The 19,179-nt window shown below is 55.2% G+C and carries 20 protein-coding genes; 12 read left to right on the top strand and 8 right to left on the bottom strand.

Features of this window, described 5'->3' with window-relative positions:
- The 12 genes from HOV93_RS24920 to HOV93_RS24865 form a co-directional block, all read left to right on the top strand.
- Positions 1-824 (top strand): DeoR/GlpR family DNA-binding transcription regulator (locus HOV93_RS24920; protein ID WP_315853474.1); only part of this gene is annotated, 824 nt, incomplete at its 5' end.
- Positions 825-846: 22 nt separating this feature from the next.
- Positions 847-1,557, top strand: coding sequence for a phosphate propanoyltransferase (pduL, locus tag HOV93_RS24915; protein WP_207399271.1), 711 nt, complete (start codon positions 847-849; stop codon positions 1,555-1,557).
- A gap of 164 nt (positions 1,558-1,721) precedes the next feature.
- The gene (locus HOV93_RS24910; RefSeq protein WP_207399270.1) at positions 1,722-2,027 is read left to right on the top strand and encodes a BMC domain-containing protein; all 306 of its coding nucleotides are present in this window, start codon (positions 1,722-1,724) and stop codon (positions 2,025-2,027) included.
- Between the two features lie 42 nt (positions 2,028-2,069).
- The gene (locus tag HOV93_RS24905) at positions 2,070-2,339 is read left to right on the top strand and encodes a BMC domain-containing protein (RefSeq protein ID WP_207399269.1); all 270 of its coding nucleotides are present in this window, start codon (positions 2,070-2,072) and stop codon (positions 2,337-2,339) included.
- A 59-nt stretch (positions 2,340-2,398) separates the two neighbouring features.
- Positions 2,399-3,589, top strand: a complete 1,191-nt coding sequence (locus HOV93_RS24900) for an acetate/propionate family kinase (RefSeq protein ID WP_207399268.1) — start codon at positions 2,399-2,401, stop codon at positions 3,587-3,589.
- Between the two features lies 1 nt (position 3,590).
- Positions 3,591-4,031, top strand: a complete 441-nt coding sequence (locus HOV93_RS26540) for a EutN/CcmL family microcompartment protein (protein WP_207399267.1) — start codon at positions 3,591-3,593, stop codon at positions 4,029-4,031.
- Positions 4,032-4,073: 42 nt separating this feature from the next.
- Entirely contained in the window at positions 4,074-5,513 is a 1,440-nt protein-coding gene (locus HOV93_RS24890; RefSeq protein ID WP_207399266.1) for an aldehyde dehydrogenase family protein, read from the top strand.
- Between the two features lie 6 nt (positions 5,514-5,519).
- Complete coding sequence (locus tag HOV93_RS24885) at positions 5,520-5,780, top strand: EutN/CcmL family microcompartment protein (RefSeq protein WP_207399265.1); 261 nt, start codon at positions 5,520-5,522, stop codon at positions 5,778-5,780.
- A 2-nt stretch (positions 5,781-5,782) separates the two neighbouring features.
- Positions 5,783-6,439 carry a hypothetical protein gene (locus tag HOV93_RS24880; protein WP_207399264.1) on the top strand — a complete coding sequence of 219 codons (657 nt, stop codon included), beginning with the start codon at positions 5,783-5,785 and terminating at the stop codon, positions 6,437-6,439.
- A 10-nt stretch (positions 6,440-6,449) separates the two neighbouring features.
- Positions 6,450-6,746: a EutN/CcmL family microcompartment protein gene (locus tag HOV93_RS24875; RefSeq protein ID WP_207399263.1), complete on the top strand. Its 297-nt coding sequence runs from the start codon at positions 6,450-6,452 to the stop codon at positions 6,744-6,746.
- A 100-nt stretch (positions 6,747-6,846) separates the two neighbouring features.
- Positions 6,847-7,719 carry a class II aldolase/adducin family protein gene (locus HOV93_RS24870; RefSeq protein WP_207399262.1) on the top strand — a complete coding sequence of 291 codons (873 nt, stop codon included), beginning with the start codon at positions 6,847-6,849 and terminating at the stop codon, positions 7,717-7,719.
- 30 nt (positions 7,720-7,749) lie between these two features.
- Positions 7,750-8,691, top strand: coding sequence for a lactate/malate dehydrogenase family protein (locus tag HOV93_RS24865; RefSeq protein ID WP_207399261.1), 942 nt, complete (start codon positions 7,750-7,752; stop codon positions 8,689-8,691).
- A gap of 87 nt (positions 8,692-8,778) precedes the next feature.
- Here HOV93_RS24865 and HOV93_RS24860 read toward each other — a convergent pair whose 3' ends face one another.
- The 8 genes from HOV93_RS24860 to HOV93_RS24825 form a co-directional block, all read right to left on the bottom strand.
- Positions 8,779-10,236, bottom strand: coding sequence for a glycosyltransferase (locus tag HOV93_RS24860; RefSeq protein ID WP_207399260.1), 1,458 nt, complete (start codon positions 10,234-10,236; stop codon positions 8,779-8,781).
- 399 nt (positions 10,237-10,635) lie between these two features.
- The gene (argJ, locus tag HOV93_RS24855; protein ID WP_207399259.1) at positions 10,636-11,829 is read right to left on the bottom strand and encodes a bifunctional glutamate N-acetyltransferase/amino-acid acetyltransferase ArgJ; all 1,194 of its coding nucleotides are present in this window, start codon (positions 11,827-11,829) and stop codon (positions 10,636-10,638) included.
- A gap of 24 nt (positions 11,830-11,853) precedes the next feature.
- The gene (gene argC, locus HOV93_RS24850) at positions 11,854-12,867 is read right to left on the bottom strand and encodes an N-acetyl-gamma-glutamyl-phosphate reductase (protein ID WP_207399258.1); all 1,014 of its coding nucleotides are present in this window, start codon (positions 12,865-12,867) and stop codon (positions 11,854-11,856) included.
- Positions 12,868-13,025: 158 nt separating this feature from the next.
- Positions 13,026-13,676, bottom strand: coding sequence for an NUDIX hydrolase (locus HOV93_RS24845; protein WP_207399257.1), 651 nt, complete (start codon positions 13,674-13,676; stop codon positions 13,026-13,028).
- A complete protein-coding gene (locus HOV93_RS24840; protein WP_207399256.1) occupies positions 13,651-15,270 on the bottom strand; it encodes a DUF6798 domain-containing protein in 1,620 nt (539 codons plus the stop codon). Before HOV93_RS24840 ends, HOV93_RS24845 begins: the two co-directional genes overlap by 26 nt.
- Positions 15,271-15,302: 32 nt before the next feature.
- Positions 15,303-16,193 (bottom strand): SMP-30/gluconolactonase/LRE family protein, encoded by an 891-nt coding sequence (locus tag HOV93_RS24835; RefSeq protein ID WP_207399255.1) that lies wholly within the window; start codon positions 16,191-16,193, stop codon positions 15,303-15,305.
- Positions 16,194-16,237: 44 nt separating this feature from the next.
- Positions 16,238-17,119 carry an alpha/beta hydrolase gene (locus tag HOV93_RS24830; protein ID WP_207399254.1) on the bottom strand — a complete coding sequence of 294 codons (882 nt, stop codon included), beginning with the start codon at positions 17,117-17,119 and terminating at the stop codon, positions 16,238-16,240.
- A gap of 95 nt (positions 17,120-17,214) precedes the next feature.
- A complete protein-coding gene (locus HOV93_RS24825) occupies positions 17,215-19,167 on the bottom strand; it encodes a M28 family peptidase (protein WP_207399253.1) in 1,953 nt (650 codons plus the stop codon).
- Positions 19,168-19,179: the final 12 nt, after the last annotated feature.

Genomic DNA, 19,179 nt, shown 5'->3' with positions numbered 1-19,179 from the left:
GACCCCATCTCCCCCCACCCATGCAAGCGGACGTCCGACGAACGCGACTTCTCGACTTGGTTCGGTCTCGAGGCTTTGCCTCGCTGCCGGAACTTGCTCAGGAATTGGATGTCTCTGAATCGACAGTCCGCCGTGACGTGGAAATGTTGGAGGAAGCTGGGTCGGCCCGCAGGACGCACGGGGGTGTGTTTTACTCGGGGCCTTCTCCCAATCTGCCTCACTTTGAGCTTCGCCACGAAATGCAGTGGAGCAAGAAGCGGCAGATCGCGAAGGCTGCGGCTCTGCTGATCGAAGAAGGCGACACGGTCATCCTCGACGGCGGAAGCACCACGTATGAACTAGCCCAGATGCTCGTCGGGCGAACCCTGCAAATTGTGACCAACTCGCTGCCGGTGGCCAACTTGTTCATGGCCAGCACAACGACCGAGTTAATCCTGCTTGGGGGCTACGTTCATAACGCGACCGGTGTTTCTTTGGGCCCTTATGCCGACGAAATGATCTCGCGACTAAGTGCTCGGCGTGCCGTGCTCAGTGTCGCAGGGATAACCCAGCAAGGACTGTACAACAGCAACCTCCTGCTCGTTGAAACCGAGCGGGCCATGATGAAAGCTGGCGGCGAAGTGATCATTGTTGCCGACAGCACCAAGTTTGGCCGTCAAAGCCTCGCTCAAATGTGCGAGCTTTCCGAAGTCGACAAGCTCGTGGTAGATCACGAAATTTCGGAAGCCTGGCAAAAGCAAGTCCAGGACGCCGGAGTCGATTTGATTGTTGCCCCTGCCGAGATGGCGATCATTGATCGCCCCGTTTCCCATAAAGCAAGCTAACCCCAACTAGGGTTTGATACGAATGAGTTCCTCGCTGAATCTCGATCATGCCACCATCGAACGGATCGTTCGTCAGGTTGTCCTTTCGCAAAATGGCGCCCCAGTAGCGGCCCCTGCTCCTCCGGCGACCCCAAAGCTGGTGGTCAGTATTTCGGCTCGTCACATTCACCTGACCGACGCCCACGTCGAAACGCTGTTTGGTCCGGGTCATGTGCTAACTCCGATGAAGGACCTCTACCAAGACGGCTTCTTCGCGGCCGAAGAAACCGTCATGGTCGTCGGCCCACGTCGCCGGATGTTAGAGAAGGTTCGCGTGTTGGGTCCGACGCGGGATTACAGCCAGGTTGAGCTGGCATTCACCGACGCGATCTCCCTGGGCATCGACGCTCCTGTACGTGCGTCCGGTAAGATCGACGGAACGCCTGGTTGCGTGCTGGTGGGCCCCAAGGGTGCCGTTCAACTTGACCAAGGCGTGATCCGCGCCGAACGCCATGTGCACATAAACAACCGCGACGCCGAATTTTACGGTGTGAAAAATGGCGATCGCATGAACCTCCGAATCACCTCGCTAAGTTGCACGACCACGTTTGAAGACTTGCTCGTCCGAGCCGACGACGTCAGCAAACTGGAAGTCCACATCGACACCGATGAAGGCAACGCGTGCAACCTGGAAGCAGCTACCGAGATCGAGCTTTTAAAGAAAGAGCCCTGCGGCTGCAAGTCGAATCACTAGAACTAACTACGCTTTCGTTGGCCTCACTGATTTGCCACTGTGAGTCCTCTCCCGAGGCCAGCGAGAGCGTTTTTATGACCCCTGTTTTTTTGAAGACATCGCATCTGACTTTCAGGTGCGACAAGAAGTAACGGTTTCCTTTTTTGTTCGGGAGATAAAACCCCATGGCGAAAGTAATGGAAGCGTTGGGCATGATTGAAACCAAGGGCTTTGTGACCTTGGTGGAAGCCACCGACGCGATGTTGAAGGCAGCCAACGTGACGTTCGTTGGTTGGGACAAAGTTGGCAGCGGTTTGGTTTCCGCTTTCATCACCGGCGATGTCGCCGCTGTGAAAGCCGCCACCGATGCAGGTGCAGCAGCAGCTGGCCGTCTGGGCGAAGTTGTCAGCGTTCAGGTCATTCCACGACCGCACGAAGACATCGGAATCGTCCTGCCGCCACCGGTCAAGCAGGTTTACAGCTCCGAGTAGTCCCCCTTCCCACAAACAATTTATCTGCAAAGGAAACTTTCCATGCAAAACGCAATTGGTTTGATTGAAACCAAAGGTTTGGTCGGGCTGGTCGAAGCGACCGACGCCATGGCGAAAGCCGCCAACGTAAAGATCGTGAAGCGCGTCAACATTGGCGGTGGTTTGGTTACCACAGTTGTCAGTGGCGACGTCGGTAGCGTTCGTGCTGCTGTCGAAGCTGGTGCCAACGCCGCTTCGCAAGTCGGCGAACTGGCTGGCAGCCACATCCTGCCCCGCCCTGCCGAAGGTCTGGCTGACGTTTACTTCAGCTAAACCGACTTAACGTAAGCCGCTAGTCCGCGGTGCATCCCCAGCGAAAGGAGTCCCAGACTATGAAGGTCCTGGTAGCAAATCTCGGCTCGACCAGCTTCAAGTATCGCTTGTTCGATATGAACAACGAAACCCAGTTGGCCCGTGGCGGGATCGATCGAATTGGATCTCCAGAAAGTTCTTGCAGCGTTCAGATTGGCGATTGGAAAGAAGAAGTCACGGATCACATGCCTGATCATGCCGTGGCGGTTCGCAAATGCCTTTCCCAACTGACCGACGCAGAGCACGGGTGCCTAAAGGACGCCGCCGAAGTATCGGCGATCGGCTTTAAAGCGGTCCACGGTGGACGTGTATCGGGCGTGCAAAGGGTCAACGACGACGTCCTTTCTGCCATGGCAGAAATGAACGAAGTCGCCCCGGCCCACAACCCGCCTTATATCGCCGCCATGCGATTACTTTCCGAGCAACTTCCGGAGATTCCGCTAGTTGCCGCCTTTGAGACGGGCTTCCATCAAACGATTCCCGACCGGAATCGCTACTACGGAATTCCCAAAGCTTGGTCGGACGAGTTCCAGATCAAGAAGTGGGGCTTCCACGGAGCGAGCCATCGGTACATCGCGACGCGAAGCGCGGAACTATTAGGGCGTGACGATTTGCGAGTCATCTCTTGCCACCTTGGTGGAAGCAGCAGCTTGTGTGCGATCAAAGATCGCCAAAGTGTTGCGGCAACCATGGGCATGAGCCCGCAAACCGGACTGCCGCAAAACAACCGGGTTGGGGATTTCGATCCCTACGCCCTGCCGCTTCTGATGCAGCGTACTGGCAAGAGCCTGACCGAAGTTCTCGTGCATATCGGGAACCAAGGTGGACTACTTGGCCTCAGTAGCGGCCTCAGCGGCGACATGCGAGACCTGGAAGAATCCGCCGCCAACGGCAATGCGGACGCGCAGTTGGCTTTAGACATGTTTACCAGTGAAGTTCGCCGATACCTCGGTGGCATGCTGGTCGAACTGGGAGGAGCCGACGCGATCGTCTTTACCGGAGGCATCGGAGAGAACGGTAAGCAGTTACGCAAGGACGTATGTGCCAACTTGCAAGAGTTGGGAATCGAATTGGACGAAGCACAGAACGATTCCGTCAAAGGAGAGTCTTCGTTCCATTCGGCAAACAGCAAAACGCAGCTGTGGGTGATTCCGACCAACGAGGAAATCATCGTTGCTCGTCAAACCCGGCAGTTGCTGGAGTCGACCTAAAATGTTTATCGCCAAAGTAACCGGATCGGTTATTTCCACGCAGAAAGTCGACACGATGGTCGGTCACAAGCTGCTTGTGGTCGAGCCGTATCGGCTAGAAGCGAAAGATCGACAGTCGTTGGTGACCACCGGCCGAACGTTTGTTGCCGTCGATATGCTTGGTAGCGGCGTGGGCGACTTCGTGCTGATTACCCAAGGTTCAAGTGCCCGACTGACTCCGGAAACGAAATCCCTTCCGATTGACTGTGTCGTGATCGGCATCGTTGATCGCGCCCACATCGAAAGCACCTGTGTTTTCGACCGGGCAGAAGACACGGATCAACCGCCAGCCAAGGCCCAGCCCACTCCGGCCCCGAAACCGAAGCCGAAACCAAAGTCGGTGCCGAAACCTGAGCCAACGCCATCCCCAGAAAAACCGTCCGAGCAAGACTCGGAGAGTTAGCCTGCCGTAACATTCACGCGCTGACGCGAGGATATAGACATCATGCAATTTGACGAATCCATCATTCGCAACGTCGTGGCCCAAGTACTGGCCGAAGTGGGCAACGCTCCACCGGCAACCTCTGGGTTCAACGGTCGTTACGGGATCTTCGACTGTGCCGACGAGGCCGTGCGAGCCGCTCGCGAGGCTTTCGAAAAGCTCTCGGAACGCACGATTGAAGATCGCAAGCGAATCATCGATCACATCCGACGTATCTCAATCGATCAAAAGGTTGAATTGGGAACGATGGAAATGAACGAGACGAAGATTGGTCGTCTCGCCCATAAGATCGAAAAGCTGGAACTGCTGGGCCGCAAAACGCCCGGTGTCGAGTTCCTCCGCAGCGAGGTCTTCAGTGGCGATCATGGCCTGGCCGTGATTGAGCACGCCCCCTTTGGTGTAATTGGGTGTATCACTCCGGTAACCCACTCGCTTCCGACGATTACTGGTAACGCCGTTAACATGATCGCCGGCGGCAATACGCTAGTTGTCAATCCACACCCAAGCGGTAAGAAGGTGGCCGTCGAAGGTGTACGTCGATTCAACAAAGCCATCTCCGAAGACCTTGGCATCGACAATTTGATTTGTGTGATTGCCGAACCAACTCTCGAGTCGGCCGACCTGATCTTCCATCATCGTGACGTGGCCATGATCTGCGTGACCGGTGGCCCCGCCGTCGCCCGTGCCGCGCTCAATAGCGGCAAGAAGGCTGTGGTTGCTGGTCCCGGTAACCCACCTGTGGTTGTCGATGAAACGGCCGATCTGGATCGTGCAGCCCGCTGCATCATTCAGGGTGGAGCCTACGACAACAACTTGCTTTGCATCAGCGAGAAAGAAGTGTTCGTCGTGAACTCGGTTTTCGACGACATGATGCGAGCCATGGAGCGAGCCGGGGCCGCTCGCTTGAACGGCAGCGAGATCGATCGACTGACCTCGGTCGCGATCACCGAATACGGCGATCCCGGCAAAAAGAAACAAGTGGCCGCCAAGGAATTCATCGGCCAGGACGCCGCTGTTCTCGCTCGTGCGGCCGGCAAGAACATTTCGCAAGACGTAGAACTCGTCTTTGGCGAAACGGACGAACACAACCCATTCGTCCCCGTCGAACAAATGATGCCGTTCATTCCTTTTGTTCGCTGCCACGATGTCGACGAAGCGATCGAAAAGGCAAAGTACTACGAACATGGCTTCCGTCATACGGCCCTCATCCACAGCAACAATGTCCGCAATATGACCAAGATGGGTCGGGTAATGGACACCACGTTGTTCGTGAAAAATGGTCCGTGTGCTGCGGCACTGGGTGTTGGCGGCGAAGGTTATATTTCCTTCTCCATCGCAACCCCAACCGGCGAAGGTGTCACCACGCCGCTGACGTTCACGCGGGAACGACGCTGTTCGCTGATTGACGATTTGTGCATCCTGGGCCACCCGGCGAAAGGTTAGTCCTTTATGCAAACGGCACGCGTGGTCGGTACGGCCACCAGCACAGTACGACACGTGTCGATGCGGGGCTGGAAACTTTTGGTAGTGCAGCCGATGCAAGTCGACGGTACGACCCCAGATGGCCATCCGCTAATTGCGGTGGATGCCGTCAACGCAGGTCCCGGCGAGATGGTGATGATCACCAGCGATGGAAAATCGACTTCCGAACTTTTGAATTACCCCCGAACACCAGTCCGTTGGACGGTAGTCGGAATAGTTGACGAGTAAACGTGCAGTCCAACTTTAGTAGCCAAGATATCGAACGAATCGTCCGGATGGTCGTTGAGCGACTCATGCGGGACGGTGCGTCATCGCCTCAAGCGGCGACGGAATCGGTCGGCGAACTTCGTCTCGACGTGAAATTGGTCACCGTCGAAACGCTGAAGAACACACTGAACGAATCGATCACTGTGCTGTGCGTGCCCACCAAAGCGGTTGTCACTCCGGCAGTGAAAGATGAACTGAAACAACGCGGAGTCGAGCTTCGCCGAATCGACCAAACCGATTGTGGACAAAAGCAACAGACTCCGGCCGTGGTCAACGCCGCCAAGCTGTCCATTTCCGGTGCCTGGCAGTCGACCGCACGTACCGACCAAGTTGGCAACCTGAGTCAGGCCGTTGAGCGAGCGATCGCCACGGCCAAGAGCGACCAGATGGTAGTGCTTCTGTCGGAACAACCGGAACTCGCTGTGGCGGCTGCCAATCGCACCAACGGCGTCCGAGCGATGGTTGCCTGCGGAAGCCACAACTGGCAAGCAGCCGTAAAGAGCCTGGGAGCGAACCTGGTGGTTTGCAATCCCGGTCAATGGCAGGACTCGGATGTCCCGCGACTCCTGGCAACCTTGTGGAACCTTCGCGGAACCGCTGGGCCGAATTGGATCAAGTAACGAGAACACCATGCGTATCGCCAAAATCATCGGAAAAGTCACGCTCAGCCGCTCGGTCCCTGAATTTCAGGGTGCGGTGCTAAAGCTGGCCGTACCCATGATGCTCAGCGATATCGAGAACGAGGCAACGCCGCTGGATGACCTGCTTGTCGTTTACGACGAATTGGGTGCCGGCCAAGACAATTACATCGCGCTAAGTGAAGGGGGCGAAGCGGCCCAACCGTTTTACCCCGACATGAAGCCAGTGGATGCGTACAACGCAGCCATTTTAGATACGGTTGATATTCGTTATCGACCGAACCAATAAATCCTGTCCCCTCTTCCTTCCCAATGGAGAGCGGACAAGATCGCAGAATACATTAACGAAATCACCAAACGTACCCCTTGATTGCGAGATACGAATCGGCATGACGAACGTTCACAAGATCAAACAAGACATGTGCGATATCGGTCGGCGGATCTATAACAAAGGCTTCGCCGCCGCTAACGATGGCAACATCACTGTTCGCGTCAGCGACAACGAAGTCCTTTGCACGCCGACGATGCACTGCAAAGGTTTTCTGAAGCCAGAAGATATCTCGACGATCGACATGACCGGCAAGCAGATCGCCGGTAGCAAGCCGCGATCGAGTGAAGCCTTGCTGCATCTTGAAATCTATAAGCAGCGAAAAGACATCAAGAGCGTCGTGCATTGCCACCCGCCACACGCGACCGCGTTTGCAATTGCCCGCGAACCCATTCCACAGTGCGTGTTGCCGGAAGTCGAAGTCTTCCTGGGGGACGTGCCGATCACCCAGTACGAAACGCCTGGCGGTCAATCGTTCGCTGATACGATCATTCCTTTCGTCGATCGTACCAACGTTATCCTGCTGGCCAATCACGGTACCGTCAGCTTCGGTGAGAACGTCGAGCGTGCTTACTGGTGGACAGAAATTCTAGACGCCTACTGCCGCATGCTGATCCTGGCCAAGCAACTTGGTCATGTTGAATTCCTGAACGAGAAGAAGTCGCGTGAACTTCTCGACCTGAAGGACAAGTGGGGCTGGAAAGATCCTCGCAACACCGAACAGTACAAAGATTGCGACATCTGCGCGAATGATATTTTCCGCGACAGTTGGGAAGACTCCCACGTCCAGCGACGTGCGTTTGGTGCCCCGGAACCGATGGGCCCCAACGCGAATAAGCCTGCTGCTGCAGCCTCGTCTGGCTCGTCAGATCAAGAAGCCCTGATTCAGATGATCACCCAACGTGTGGTGGCCGAGCTGTCGAAGCAACGTTAATCCACCCCATTGTTCGAGAAGAGAGTAACCATGAAAGTTAGCATCATTGGTGGCGGTGGCCTGGTAGGCTCATGTGCTGGATTTGCCCTGCAGTGCAGCGGCATTGTCCGCGAGATCGCCTTGCTCGACGTCAATGCCGACTTGGCCGGCGGTCAGGCACTCGACCTGCTTCACGGCGGACCTAGCACCGCAGACCAGATCATTTCCAGCGGCAGTTACGAACACATTCCCGATTCAGACGTCATCTGCATCACGGCCGGCCTACGCCGCAAGCCAGATGAGAGCCGCCTGGACCTGATCAATCGCAATGTCGACTTGTTCTTGACGATCCTCGATTCGATCAAAAAAGTCGGCTATAAGAAGGATGCGACTGTCTTTGTCGTTTCCAACCCAGTCGACATTCTGACCTACCTCGCTTCCACCCGGCTCGACCTACCAACCAACCGAGTGATTGGCCTGGGCACGCAACTCGACACGATCCGCTTTCGGGCCCTGATCGCTGAGTTCTGCAAGCTGCCACCTACGCAGGTCAAAGCGTTGATCCTCGGGGAACATGGCGACAGCATGGTACCGATCTGGTCGTCTGCTTCGGTCAATGGTCTGCCACTTGAGAAGTTCCCTGGCTGGAATCCCAACGCCGCGAACGAACTGTTCACTCGCACCAAGGGCTCTGGGGCAGAAGTGATCAAGAAGAAGGGTGGCGCTGGCTTCGCAGTTGGCATTGCCATTCGCGACGTCATCGATGCGATCGCATTGGATAGCCATCAGATCTTGCCGATCTCCAGCATTCAAAACGGTTGCTATGACATTCGCGACGTGGCGTTGAGCGTGCCCACCGTCGTCGGTAAGAACGGCGTGGAATCGACCTTCCAACTCGACCTCTGGCCCAAAGAAATCCAGGCCCTACGGCGTAGCGGAACGGTTCTACGGGAAACGCTTTCGACCGTGCTCAACCGTGTCGGTCGTTCATAGGTCTTCGGGGCCACAACCGAAAATAAACAAAAAGCCTCGCATAGTCTGCGAGGCTTTTTTATGTACTAATCGCTGAATAGACGTGTACTAGCCAGCTTTGCTGGATGTCGACAAACGGACGGTCGGTCCACCCAGTAGAGTTCTCAGCAACTCGTCAGGTTCTGAATTGTGAGAGTCGCGTTCCTTCCAGGTTGTTAAGACCTCCCGCGACATTTCTAGCTCGCCAAGTGCGGCCAACGTTGTTGCATACCATCGCAGGCACAATGGCTCACGAGATCCCTGTCGATAGGCGGCTTCGAGATAAGGACGAGCGGCAACCCAATTTTCTTTCGATGCCAACGACGCTCCCCGAACAGCACTTCGCAGCGATTCAATTTTGGGATAGTCGGACGGCAACTTATCGAGTTCGACGATCGCTTCCTGGCGTCGGCCGTGCTTGACGTGGGTCTCGATCACCTGGCGACGTAGTCGAACCGATCGGGGACAATCCACAAGAGCTTCCATCAGGATCCGCTCTGCTTCTTCTTCCCGACCAACAGCGTGTGTCGTAATCGCCAGGCATGACGCGGCGATCTCGTCGATGTCGTCGATATGCCAGGTTTCCAGATTGATTTGGCCATGCTTGTAGGCGGTTTCAAAAGAACGTCTCGCCAAATCGAGGTGTCCTTTCGATTGCAGGTAGCCACCAATCGCACAGAGCAGTTGGGCATCGAGTGGAAAGATCTCTAATGCCGTCATGCAGGTTTGAATTTGTGTATCAAGGCCATCAGGTCGACTATCAAGCGCCGTGAGAATGCCGTAGAAAGCCTCGAGCATCTCGGCCGATCCATGCTCCGACAAACGGCAAGCCTGTTCGTAGAACATCAGCGCGTTGGCCTGATCGTTTAGTGTCTGCACGGCTTCGCCCATGCAAATCATCAGGCGGGCACTGGGGCCCGTTTCTTTGATTTCGCGTTCGACCAGTTTGGCGTCGCGACTGGCACGTTTGATCTTCCAGTTGGAATCGCTCTCGATCCCATTGCGCTGCACGAGAAATGGAACGGCTTCGATCGACATGCCACATTCGGCGAGCGATTGAATCACGTTTTCTCGCACACGCCCTTCATAACGAATGCCAGGATGATTGGGGTGCAGACGAACCTGGCCGATCTGTTCGCTGCCGATGGCTCCGGGAGCTTGCGGCGCGCGGACCAGCAGCACGTAGGCCGTCATAATGTCGACTTGGCTGTTGACGAACTGGCGAAGACTAGCCGCATCTTCCGCAGCGATCGTTTCGCCTGGATCGAGCCACAGGATCCATTCGCCAGTCACATGCGCTAGCGCGGCATTGCGTGCCTCGCCGAACGAATCCTGCCAGGCATGGGCCACAACGCGGGCCTGAAACTCACTGGCAAGGGACGAGATTGCGTTCGTGTTACCAGTATTCAACAGCACGATCTCATCCACAATCTGACGCACACTATTTAGCGTCTCGCGGATTAGATCCGTCTCTTCGTTGACTACCAAGACAGCAGTCAGCTTACGATTGCGAGATTCCTTGGTCATTGCAGATGAATACCTCAGGGACATAGCGGTACATAGACGTGGCGATGCATGATGGAAATTGAAAGCTGCGTGGGGCGATATGCAGCAACTTTGTTCGGCTCTAATTCCTGCCGTGGCGAGAGTGTAGCGAGCGCCGCATTTTGCGCAAAGACGTATTTCTGCTAGCAGCGAGAAGAAGATTGCCCCAGAGCACACCGAGAGAAAAGTGTTCAACCACGAAGCACACGACTGAACACGTACAAAAAGAGAAGTAATTCGTGTGCCGCTGGCCGGCCCGTGTTTAGGATTGGGATTCAATAAGGTGAACGCAACCCAGATTCGCACTGGCAAGATGCCAGTGGCAAATCATTTATCCATTTCTTGTCCGTGAGCAAGAAGCCTATAGCCGTAGCAAACGTCCTAGGTCCGGTATTCCGAATTGAACTTCACGTATTCGACAGTGAGGTCGCTGGACCAGTAGCGAACCTTGGTGTCTCCTTCGGTAAATCGAAGGGTGACATCGGTCTCGAACTTGTCCTTGATCGCTTGACTGACCGTTTTCTCGTCGAACTTAACCGGCGTGCCTTTTTGGTAGAGCAGATGTCCGTTGACTCGAAGTTCCATTCCCAGAGGGTCGAACTGTACGCCGGAATAACCTGCGGCAGATACGATACGTCCCCAGTTCGGATCGCCACCGGTAATGGCAGTCTTGACCAGCGCACTGTCGGCAACAGTCTTGGCGATTCGAAAGGCGTCGTCTCGATTTGCGCACCCTTCGATGTTGATCTCGATCAAATGGGTCGAACCTTCACCGTCGGCAGGAATCTGCTTGGCCAAGTCTTCACATAGCTGTTGAAGCTCAGCTTTGAAATTTTCGAGCGCCGCTCCAGAGATTTCGCCCGTTTCGGCTTTGCCGCTGGCCAGCAGTAAAAGCGTGTCGTTCGTGCTGCGGTGGCCATCGACGGTAATGCAGTTGAACGTACTGTTAGTCACCTCGGCCAGAACTTCTTTGGCCTGCTGTGGACTTAACTGCGCATCGGTAAGAACCACTGACAACATTGTGGCCATGTTCGGAGCGATCATCCCGGCCCCTTTGCACATGCCGATCAATTTGACAGGCTTTCCGTTGACTTCACAATCGCGTGAAGCCACTTTCTTACCTTTGTCGGTGGTCATGATCCCCCGAGCGGCCGCGTCGAAGTGGCTTTCGTCGGTTCCTAGTCGCTGGAACACTTCATCGAGCCCGACTCGAATTTTTTCCATCGGCAGGTGATGCCCAATGATTCCGGTCGACATCGTGAGAACCTGATCGGCAGAGGCACCGAACTGTTTGGCAACCAAGCCAGCCATCTCAGCGTTGTCTTTAACTCCTTGCTCGCCAGTGCATGCATTGGCATTGCCTGAGTTGGTGATGACTGCCCGGATTTTGTCGGAAGGGGTACGTGCTTTGTCCCATACGACAGGGGCGGCTACGACAAGGTTGGTCGTGTATACGCCAGCCGCGACGGTGTCTTCATCACAGACAATGAGCGACAGGTCTTCTTTATTGGGATTTCGCTTGAGTCCGCAGTGAAAGCCACCGAGTCGAAATCCAGCGGGAATGGGCGAAGTCATCCTTAGTCTTCCTTCATCTTGCAATCAAAGCAGTGCGGTCGTTTCCGCGAAACCATACATCAAGTTGAAATTCTGAACGGCCGCACCAGACGCACCTTTGACCAGGTTGTCGATGGCCGAAATCGTCAGCACGCGATCCTTCACGCGGCGGACCGTGATATCGCAGAAGTTTGTTCCTGAGACATGCTTGGTTGCCGGCAAATCACTACGCACGCGGACAAACGGTTCGTTGGCGTAGGTCTCTTCCAGCAGCGAAAGCAATTCCTTTTCCGATGCATCGTTATCCGGCAAGGCGTAACACGTGCTCAAGATTCCGCGGTCCATGGGAACCAGGTGGGGTGTAAAGATCACGCTGGCTGGCTTGCCGGCGTAGACCGTCAGGTTTTGTTCGATCTCTGGCATGTGGCGATGCGTACCGACACCATAGGCCGTGAAGCTTTCGTTGCACTCGGGGTAAAGCGTTGCCATCTTGGGTGTCCGCCCTGCTCCGCTTGCCCCGCTTTTGCAATCGGCGATGATGCCGTCGGCCCGGATGAAACCATTCTTCAGCAGTGGCGCCAAAGCAAGCGTTACGCCCGTCGGATAACAGCCAGGATTCGCAACCAGTTGCGCTTCAGCGATCCCCTTGCGAAAGAGTTCCGGCAAACCGTAAACAGTGGTCTTCATGCGCTCGGCATCGGGATGATCGCCGCCGTACCACTGCGTGTAAACTGCCGGATCGTTGAGACGATAGTCCGCGCTCAAGTCGACCACCTTCAGCCCGGCTTCCAAAAATTCAGGAATGACCGAGGCGGACGCGGCGTGCGGCAAACAACCGAAGACGCAGTTGCAGTGCTGGGCAACCTCTTGCGGGCCCCAGTTTTCCAGCCGTAGATCGAGCACTTTATGAAACTGCGGGTGAATGGCACTTATGTGCGGACGATCTTCCTGGCGAGTCGTCAGCGCGGTGATTTCCACCTCGGGATGGCGAACCAAGATTTTCAGTAATTCCAGAGCCGTGTAACCGGTGGCCCCGAGAATCCCCACACGTACCGTCATGGCATTCAGTCCATTGTTTGTGTCAAAAAAGAGAACCGACCGGTTAGTATAAAGGACCACCCGCCTGCGAACATAGGGAGGCCCCAACCAGTGGGCGAGATGAATTCTAAGAACCTGGAATACCCATTCCAACCAAAGACAGGCATTTCAGCAAGCACTTATTTGGCCGAAGTGAGGGCTTCCCCCAATTCGACCAACATACGCAGCGTCGCCCCCCACACACGATGTCCATCGACATTCAAGTGCAAGGCAGAGAATTGGACGCGGCGGCGGATAACCTGGTGCATGCCGAATTTCCTGGGATCCATCAAGTGCGCGAGCGGTAAGAAGATGAGCCCCGCAACTTCACACGGATCGGGGCTCCATACGGGCAAAGAGTCCTCAAGTGCGACAAAGGTTCGCACCTGGTGATTGCTTGCCCAAACATTGGTGGGGGGCAATTCGCCAAGCACCGATTTTACGGCAACCTGATGTCCGGTCTCCTCGTGGAATTCGCGTAGGGCCGTTTGTTGGGCTGATTCTTCCGGCTCGCACCTTCCCCCAGGCAGGGCGATCTCGCCGGCGTGAATACCTTCCGTTTCCGCGCGAATCATGAGGGGGATTGTCCAGTCCCCTTGCTCGCTGGGATAAAGCAGAATGAGGTTCGCGGCGTGTCGAGCGCGGGGGTAAGCGGGTGCCTTATGGCGACCATACGAGAGGTTAGGCGCTGAGTGCCGCAGTTCCGGAAAGACCATCTCGGACGCACCGAGGGTCTGTTGAAGTTTCAGAAGCCACGGCTGCTTTCTATTTTTTCCGGTCGGTAATCTCATAAACTTCGTAACTGGAATCTTGTTCGGTGCTGACGGGATAGACGCGGGGAAAGCCCCAGGAAATGGATATCTTATCTTTCCGAGCCAGGGCCCGATCGACAACCACAAAACGGATTCCATACTTCTCAGCCAACTCGCGGAGATCGTCCTCGGTCAGACCGGCCAGGCTAAGCGTTTCTCGATTATGAAAACTGCGCCAATGGGTATCGCCACGACGCTCGCGCCACTGAAGAAGCTTCAAATCGTCTTGCGGGACATCCTTGGTCGTTACCACTTCAGCACGCTGTGCATACCACTTGAACGTTGATTGCAAACGGGGCGTAAGAAATATGGCGTCCTCAGGCGTATGGTCTCGAATCCAGTAACAGGTCTCTTCCCAGTCCTTAGGGTTTGTCACCAGACTACTAAGATCCGCCGGACTCGCCATCGCCGTCCATCGGTCGCCGATCCGGAATGCCATTGCTAAGAAAACTAGAACCACGAGTCCGGTGATGCACACGCCGGTGAGACGAGGAGCGTTGAGGCGGTACTGGCGGCATAAAACGACCGCGTTAATTGCCAAGCCTAATGGCACCATCACATCGGCAACGCGGTACCAATAAAGCCGCAATAGTTTCGTTCCGGTCAACCAGTCCTGCAGCACAACAATGAAAATCTGATCGATGGCAATCCCAATGAGAACGAGCACGACGCTTCCGGCGACGACACCGTTCAAGATCCGAAGTTTGTCGTCGCTACGAAGCAGCCAGGCCGTGATCGCCCAGACAATTGCCGCCAAGGCAAAACGCACCTGGAACTGCCAGGAAAATGTGTGCACCACGAGGTGATGGGCCAATCGCTCGTAAACGTAGTAATAGCTGGCCCAGGAACTTTCGACCGGACTGGCTTCCCCATTCAACAGCAACAGCGGCAAAACGCCGACCAGCGAAATGCTCCCACCGATCAATAGCCCTGGCAAAATGGAAACGAGACGGGGACGCTGCTTCGGACAAACCAACCAACTAAACATCAGGCAAACCACCATCCAGCCCCCCACCAATACGTGAAACGCACTGGCGACACCCAGAAAAATCCAGGCCCGATTCCAGCGATCCGACAGGGCATCACCCAGTGCCCAGAAGGCAAACGCATACGCAAAGCATTTTGCTTCGACCCCACCTACCAGCCATTCGCCGGCCATGTGCAGATAAATGATGCCAATCGCTCCGGCAACGACGGCATAAAAGCCAACCCAAGGGCGAGGATCAATTTTGGCGATCATGCGTTGCCAACTGTAAGCGATCGCTCCCCAACAGATAATTCGTCCGATCCAGGCAGCCGCCGGAAACGACACCAGCGTCGTGATCCACCCGAAGCTCCAATAGAAGACGCCGTGCGCGTCTCCGGAGTTCAGAAAATGGTCGCTAGGGCACCACGCAGGATTCCAGTAGTGACGAGCCTTGGAAAGATAATGCGGTTCGTTGACTTCCGGTGTCAGGGGCCCCACTAGCAAAAAGAAGAAGAGGACAATGAGCCCAAATTCGATCCACCGCGGCGACATCATTGTCTGCGGCTGGCCCGCTTCCTGCGGTTCGCTGGGGGTCGATGGATTCATGGATAATTAAATTCGATTGGGATCCGTAAAAGCTAATTTGCTTTCACTTTACCATATCGCACTCCTGTCGCTTGCGTGGGACGTCGATAAATCCCATTGCCGCACGTCACGTAGAGCCAATCGAGTTCAGGGCCGGCGAAGGCAACATTGGAAAGAAACTGATCGGTTGGCTTGTGCATCACCCCGCTGATACGTGCGGTCGAATCGAACATCTGGAGCCCAACCTCTGTGGCCACGTAAAGACGACCGGCCGAATCGACGGCCATTCCGTCGGCTCGACTGGACGCGTCTTTCTCTTTCACCCGGCAGGTATAGACCGGTGCACCATAGCGAAGCGAACCATCTTTTTCCACTCGGTAGGCAATCAGGTTTTGCCCTGCCGAGTCGGACACGACCAACGTTCCCTCCTGCGGCCACAAGATGATTCCGTTGGGAGTCGTTATATCCGTTGCCACCACTTTCTTTTCGCCGGTAGGTCGCACGAGCCAAATCTGATGCCCCTTGGGGTCGGTGCAGTAAATGTTTCCATTACTAGCGACAACCAGGTCGTTGGCTCCCAGATCATCGGCAATCACCTCCATCTTTCCGGCGGTGTTGAATGCAACAATTTTGCGATCACGATTCTGGCTTCCGTACAGACGTCCATCTGAGCCAAACATCAAGCCGCTTGTGGCCCCCTGCCCTTGAGCGAAGGTGCTGACCTGCTTGGTTGCGTGGTCGATCTTCAGGACCAGTTGATTCGGCACATCGACGAAATAGACATCCCCATTTGCGTCGACCGCAGGGCCTTCCGTAAAACGGTAGCCGTCGGCGACCAATTCCCAGTCTTGGCCTGGGATCAACACATCAGAAAGAGGCATATCTTGGGCCGCTGTCCATTGTGCAAAAGCGAATAGCAGCGTCACTGAAAGTAGGATACGCATGGTCTATATCTCCGTTACGTTCGGCGGGAAATTAACGCAGGCAGCTAGTTCTGAGACACCACGTCGCTCCACACCCACCGCATGGTATCGGGGAAGATGGCTCCCCCGTGTCGCGCACTGTGCTTTCCTTCGCCGTAAACGAACTTGTAGTCATATCCCACAAATTTAAGTGCGGCGGCCATTTGCTGATTGGCAAGGGGCCAGTTTCCATGCAAGTTATCGAGGTCGTTACTACCGTCTTGCAAGAAGACCTTGATCGGCTTGATTTCGGTTTTGCGAATGACGGCCGGATAGACGTGCCCACCACGGATGTTGGTGAAGCTGCCGATGTGGCTAACGACTTTACCGAACGAATCAGGCCGTTCCCAAGCCGCAGTGAACGCACAGATACCGCCGGAACTGTTTCCGCAAATGGCTCGGTGCTTGGGGTTATCCGAGATTTCGTACTGGCCGCCGACATCCGCCAGAATTTCCTCGAGCAGGAAACGTACATACTGATCGCTGAGAGTGTCGTATTCGAAGCTCCGGTTCTTGCGAGGCCCCTGGCCAGGCTTCGCAGGCGGCACGACGCCTGGCTGGATGAAGACACCGATGGTGACCGGCATTTCTCCCGCGTGAATCAGATTATCAAAGACAACCGGTACCCGCGTGTGCCCTTTCTCGTTGACGAAACCGGCCCCATCTTGGAACACCATTAAGCAAGCTGGCTTCCCTTTTTCATATTGTTTGGGGACATAGACCCAATAGTCGCGCACGGTACCTGGGTAAATTTCGCTTTGATCCCAAACATGTTTTGTGACCGTGCCTTGGGGAACCCCTTCCTTTCGCTCGGCGTCGGGGCCAGGCGAGTATTGCTCGTCCTGAGCCGATGAATTCGAGGTAAACAAACAGCCAGAGATCATCAACGCGAAAAGTAATCGCATCATCGTGAGATTCACTTTGTAAGGAGGGATAGCAGAAAGGAGGCAAGGCTAGAGAAATCAGCCTAATCGCTCTGCCTGGCAGGCTCAAGCGGAGGAGCTTACTTGGGGAACTCGACTTCCAATTCTAACTCAATCATGCCGCGCAAAATTCGCACCGGAATCTTTTTATCGAGCGTTGTACCGCGAACGGCTGTCTTTAATTCATCAATTGAGGTGATATTCGTTGCCCCCCAACCGGCAAGGATATCTCCACTGCGAAGTCCTGCCTTTTCGGCGACACTCCCCTGGGTAACTTTAATGATCGGAATACCACCAGGCTGCGGGTCTCCGACTTGAACACCTAGAGCGCGTTTTCCACCTTCTTTATTCTCCTTAGCAGGCTGCTGGCCACCGGATCCGATTCCACCGAAGTAAAGATCGAGAACAGAACCCTCGGCGTTCTTGATCGGAACGATCTGATCCTTCACCAAGTGCTGCAAGATCTCGACGTTCATGCCGACAATTTTTCGGATGCCGGGCACGTTGATATGCTCGATGTCATCGCTGGGTCGGTGATACTGCGAATGGAAACCGGTGAAGTCATGCATCACGGGAATCCCGCGACCGTAAAATGAAGCATGATCGCTCGGACCATATCCGCCAGGTACTTTTTTGATGTTGATCGCATGCTTGGCGGCCGCCTGGTCGATCCACGCTTCAAACTCTTCAGCCGTGTTGTGTCCATAGACCGTCAAGAGATCTTTTCGCAAGCGACCAACCATATCGTAGTTGAGCATGGCCACTGTGTTTTCCAGTGCGAAAAGCGGATGGCGGACGTAGTACTCGCTGCCGATGAGCCCTTGCTCTTCCGCCCCGAAAGCAATGAACAATATCGTCCGCAGGTCGGCTCCTTCCCAGGCAGCGCACTGTCGGGCCGTTTCCAATAAAGCCACTGTTCCGGAAGCATTGTCGTCGGCCCCGTTATGAATTTCCCGCGTCCAGGGCGCCAGAGACCCCGAGCCACCATAGCCGAGATGGTCGTAGTGAGCCCCGACAACAACCACTTCAGAAGCCAATTCCCCTTTGCCCGGCAGCACGCCGAGGACGTTCTGTTGGGTTCGTTCAGATGATTCAATCTCTACTTCACCCGCCACACGCACTTCGCCCAGGCCGAATGAGTTCGGTTTCAAGTTTTCATCGACGCTCGTTTCCCACTCGGAAAGCGACGGCTTGCCAGCTTCCTTGAGCAAGGCATCGACAACCGAACGCTTCATATGGATGACTGGAATCTTCGGTTGAAAATCCTTCGGCATGCGAATTTGGAACGAAAGAAGTTTGTCTCCGCCACTCTTTTCCTTTTGAATAGCCGCCTCATCGGTAACCAAGATTACCGCAGAAGCGCCGTGCTCGATTGCGTTGACCACTTTCGTCGAGAGATAGGCGAACTTGGAATTGCCGGAACCTGCAAACTTTTGCGTGCGGCCGGCCTGATCGGGCTCGTGCCGAAGCACGATCACCGCTTTGCCGGTCGCGTCGAGCTGGGCATAGTCGTCGTAGGCATCACGCGGGGAACTGATTCCATAACCAGCAAACGCCAACGGTAAATCGAACGCCCCACTGATACTCGGAGATAGCGGTCGGTAATCATCGCCAATTACGGTTTGCGATCTTCCATCTGCTCGTTCAAAGGCGAGACGATTTCCCTCTCCTAAATCAACACGCTCACGACTGGCAAAGACTTGGAAAGGTTCGCCTTGAATCAGTTTGGTATTAAGACCTGCACTGGAAAACTGCTCGGCGATGTATTCCGCGGATGCTTGCAGCCCCTGAGAATAGGGCCCTCGTCCCTCTTGTTCATCGGAGGCCAGGAAATTGAGGTCCTCAGAGATACGCGAGTCGATCTGGGCGTCTGAGAAAGAATAGGTGGCAACCGGATACGATACTGCGATGGAGCTAGAAGCAACCTCTTGCTGCTTGGAATCGGGACTCGATGCGATCGACTCTTGCTGCTGACAACCAACACTGGTGATTGCGAGGAGAAGAACCAGTGTGATTGCGGGCGTAGGCTTCATGAATCCCCGTGC

The sequence above is a fragment of the Bremerella alba genome, assembly GCF_013618625.1.
GTDB lineage: Bacteria > Planctomycetota > Planctomycetia > Pirellulales > Pirellulaceae > Bremerella > Bremerella alba.
Note: the sequence above shows the minus strand (reverse complement) of the source record. Positions and strands in the feature narration are given on the sequence as shown.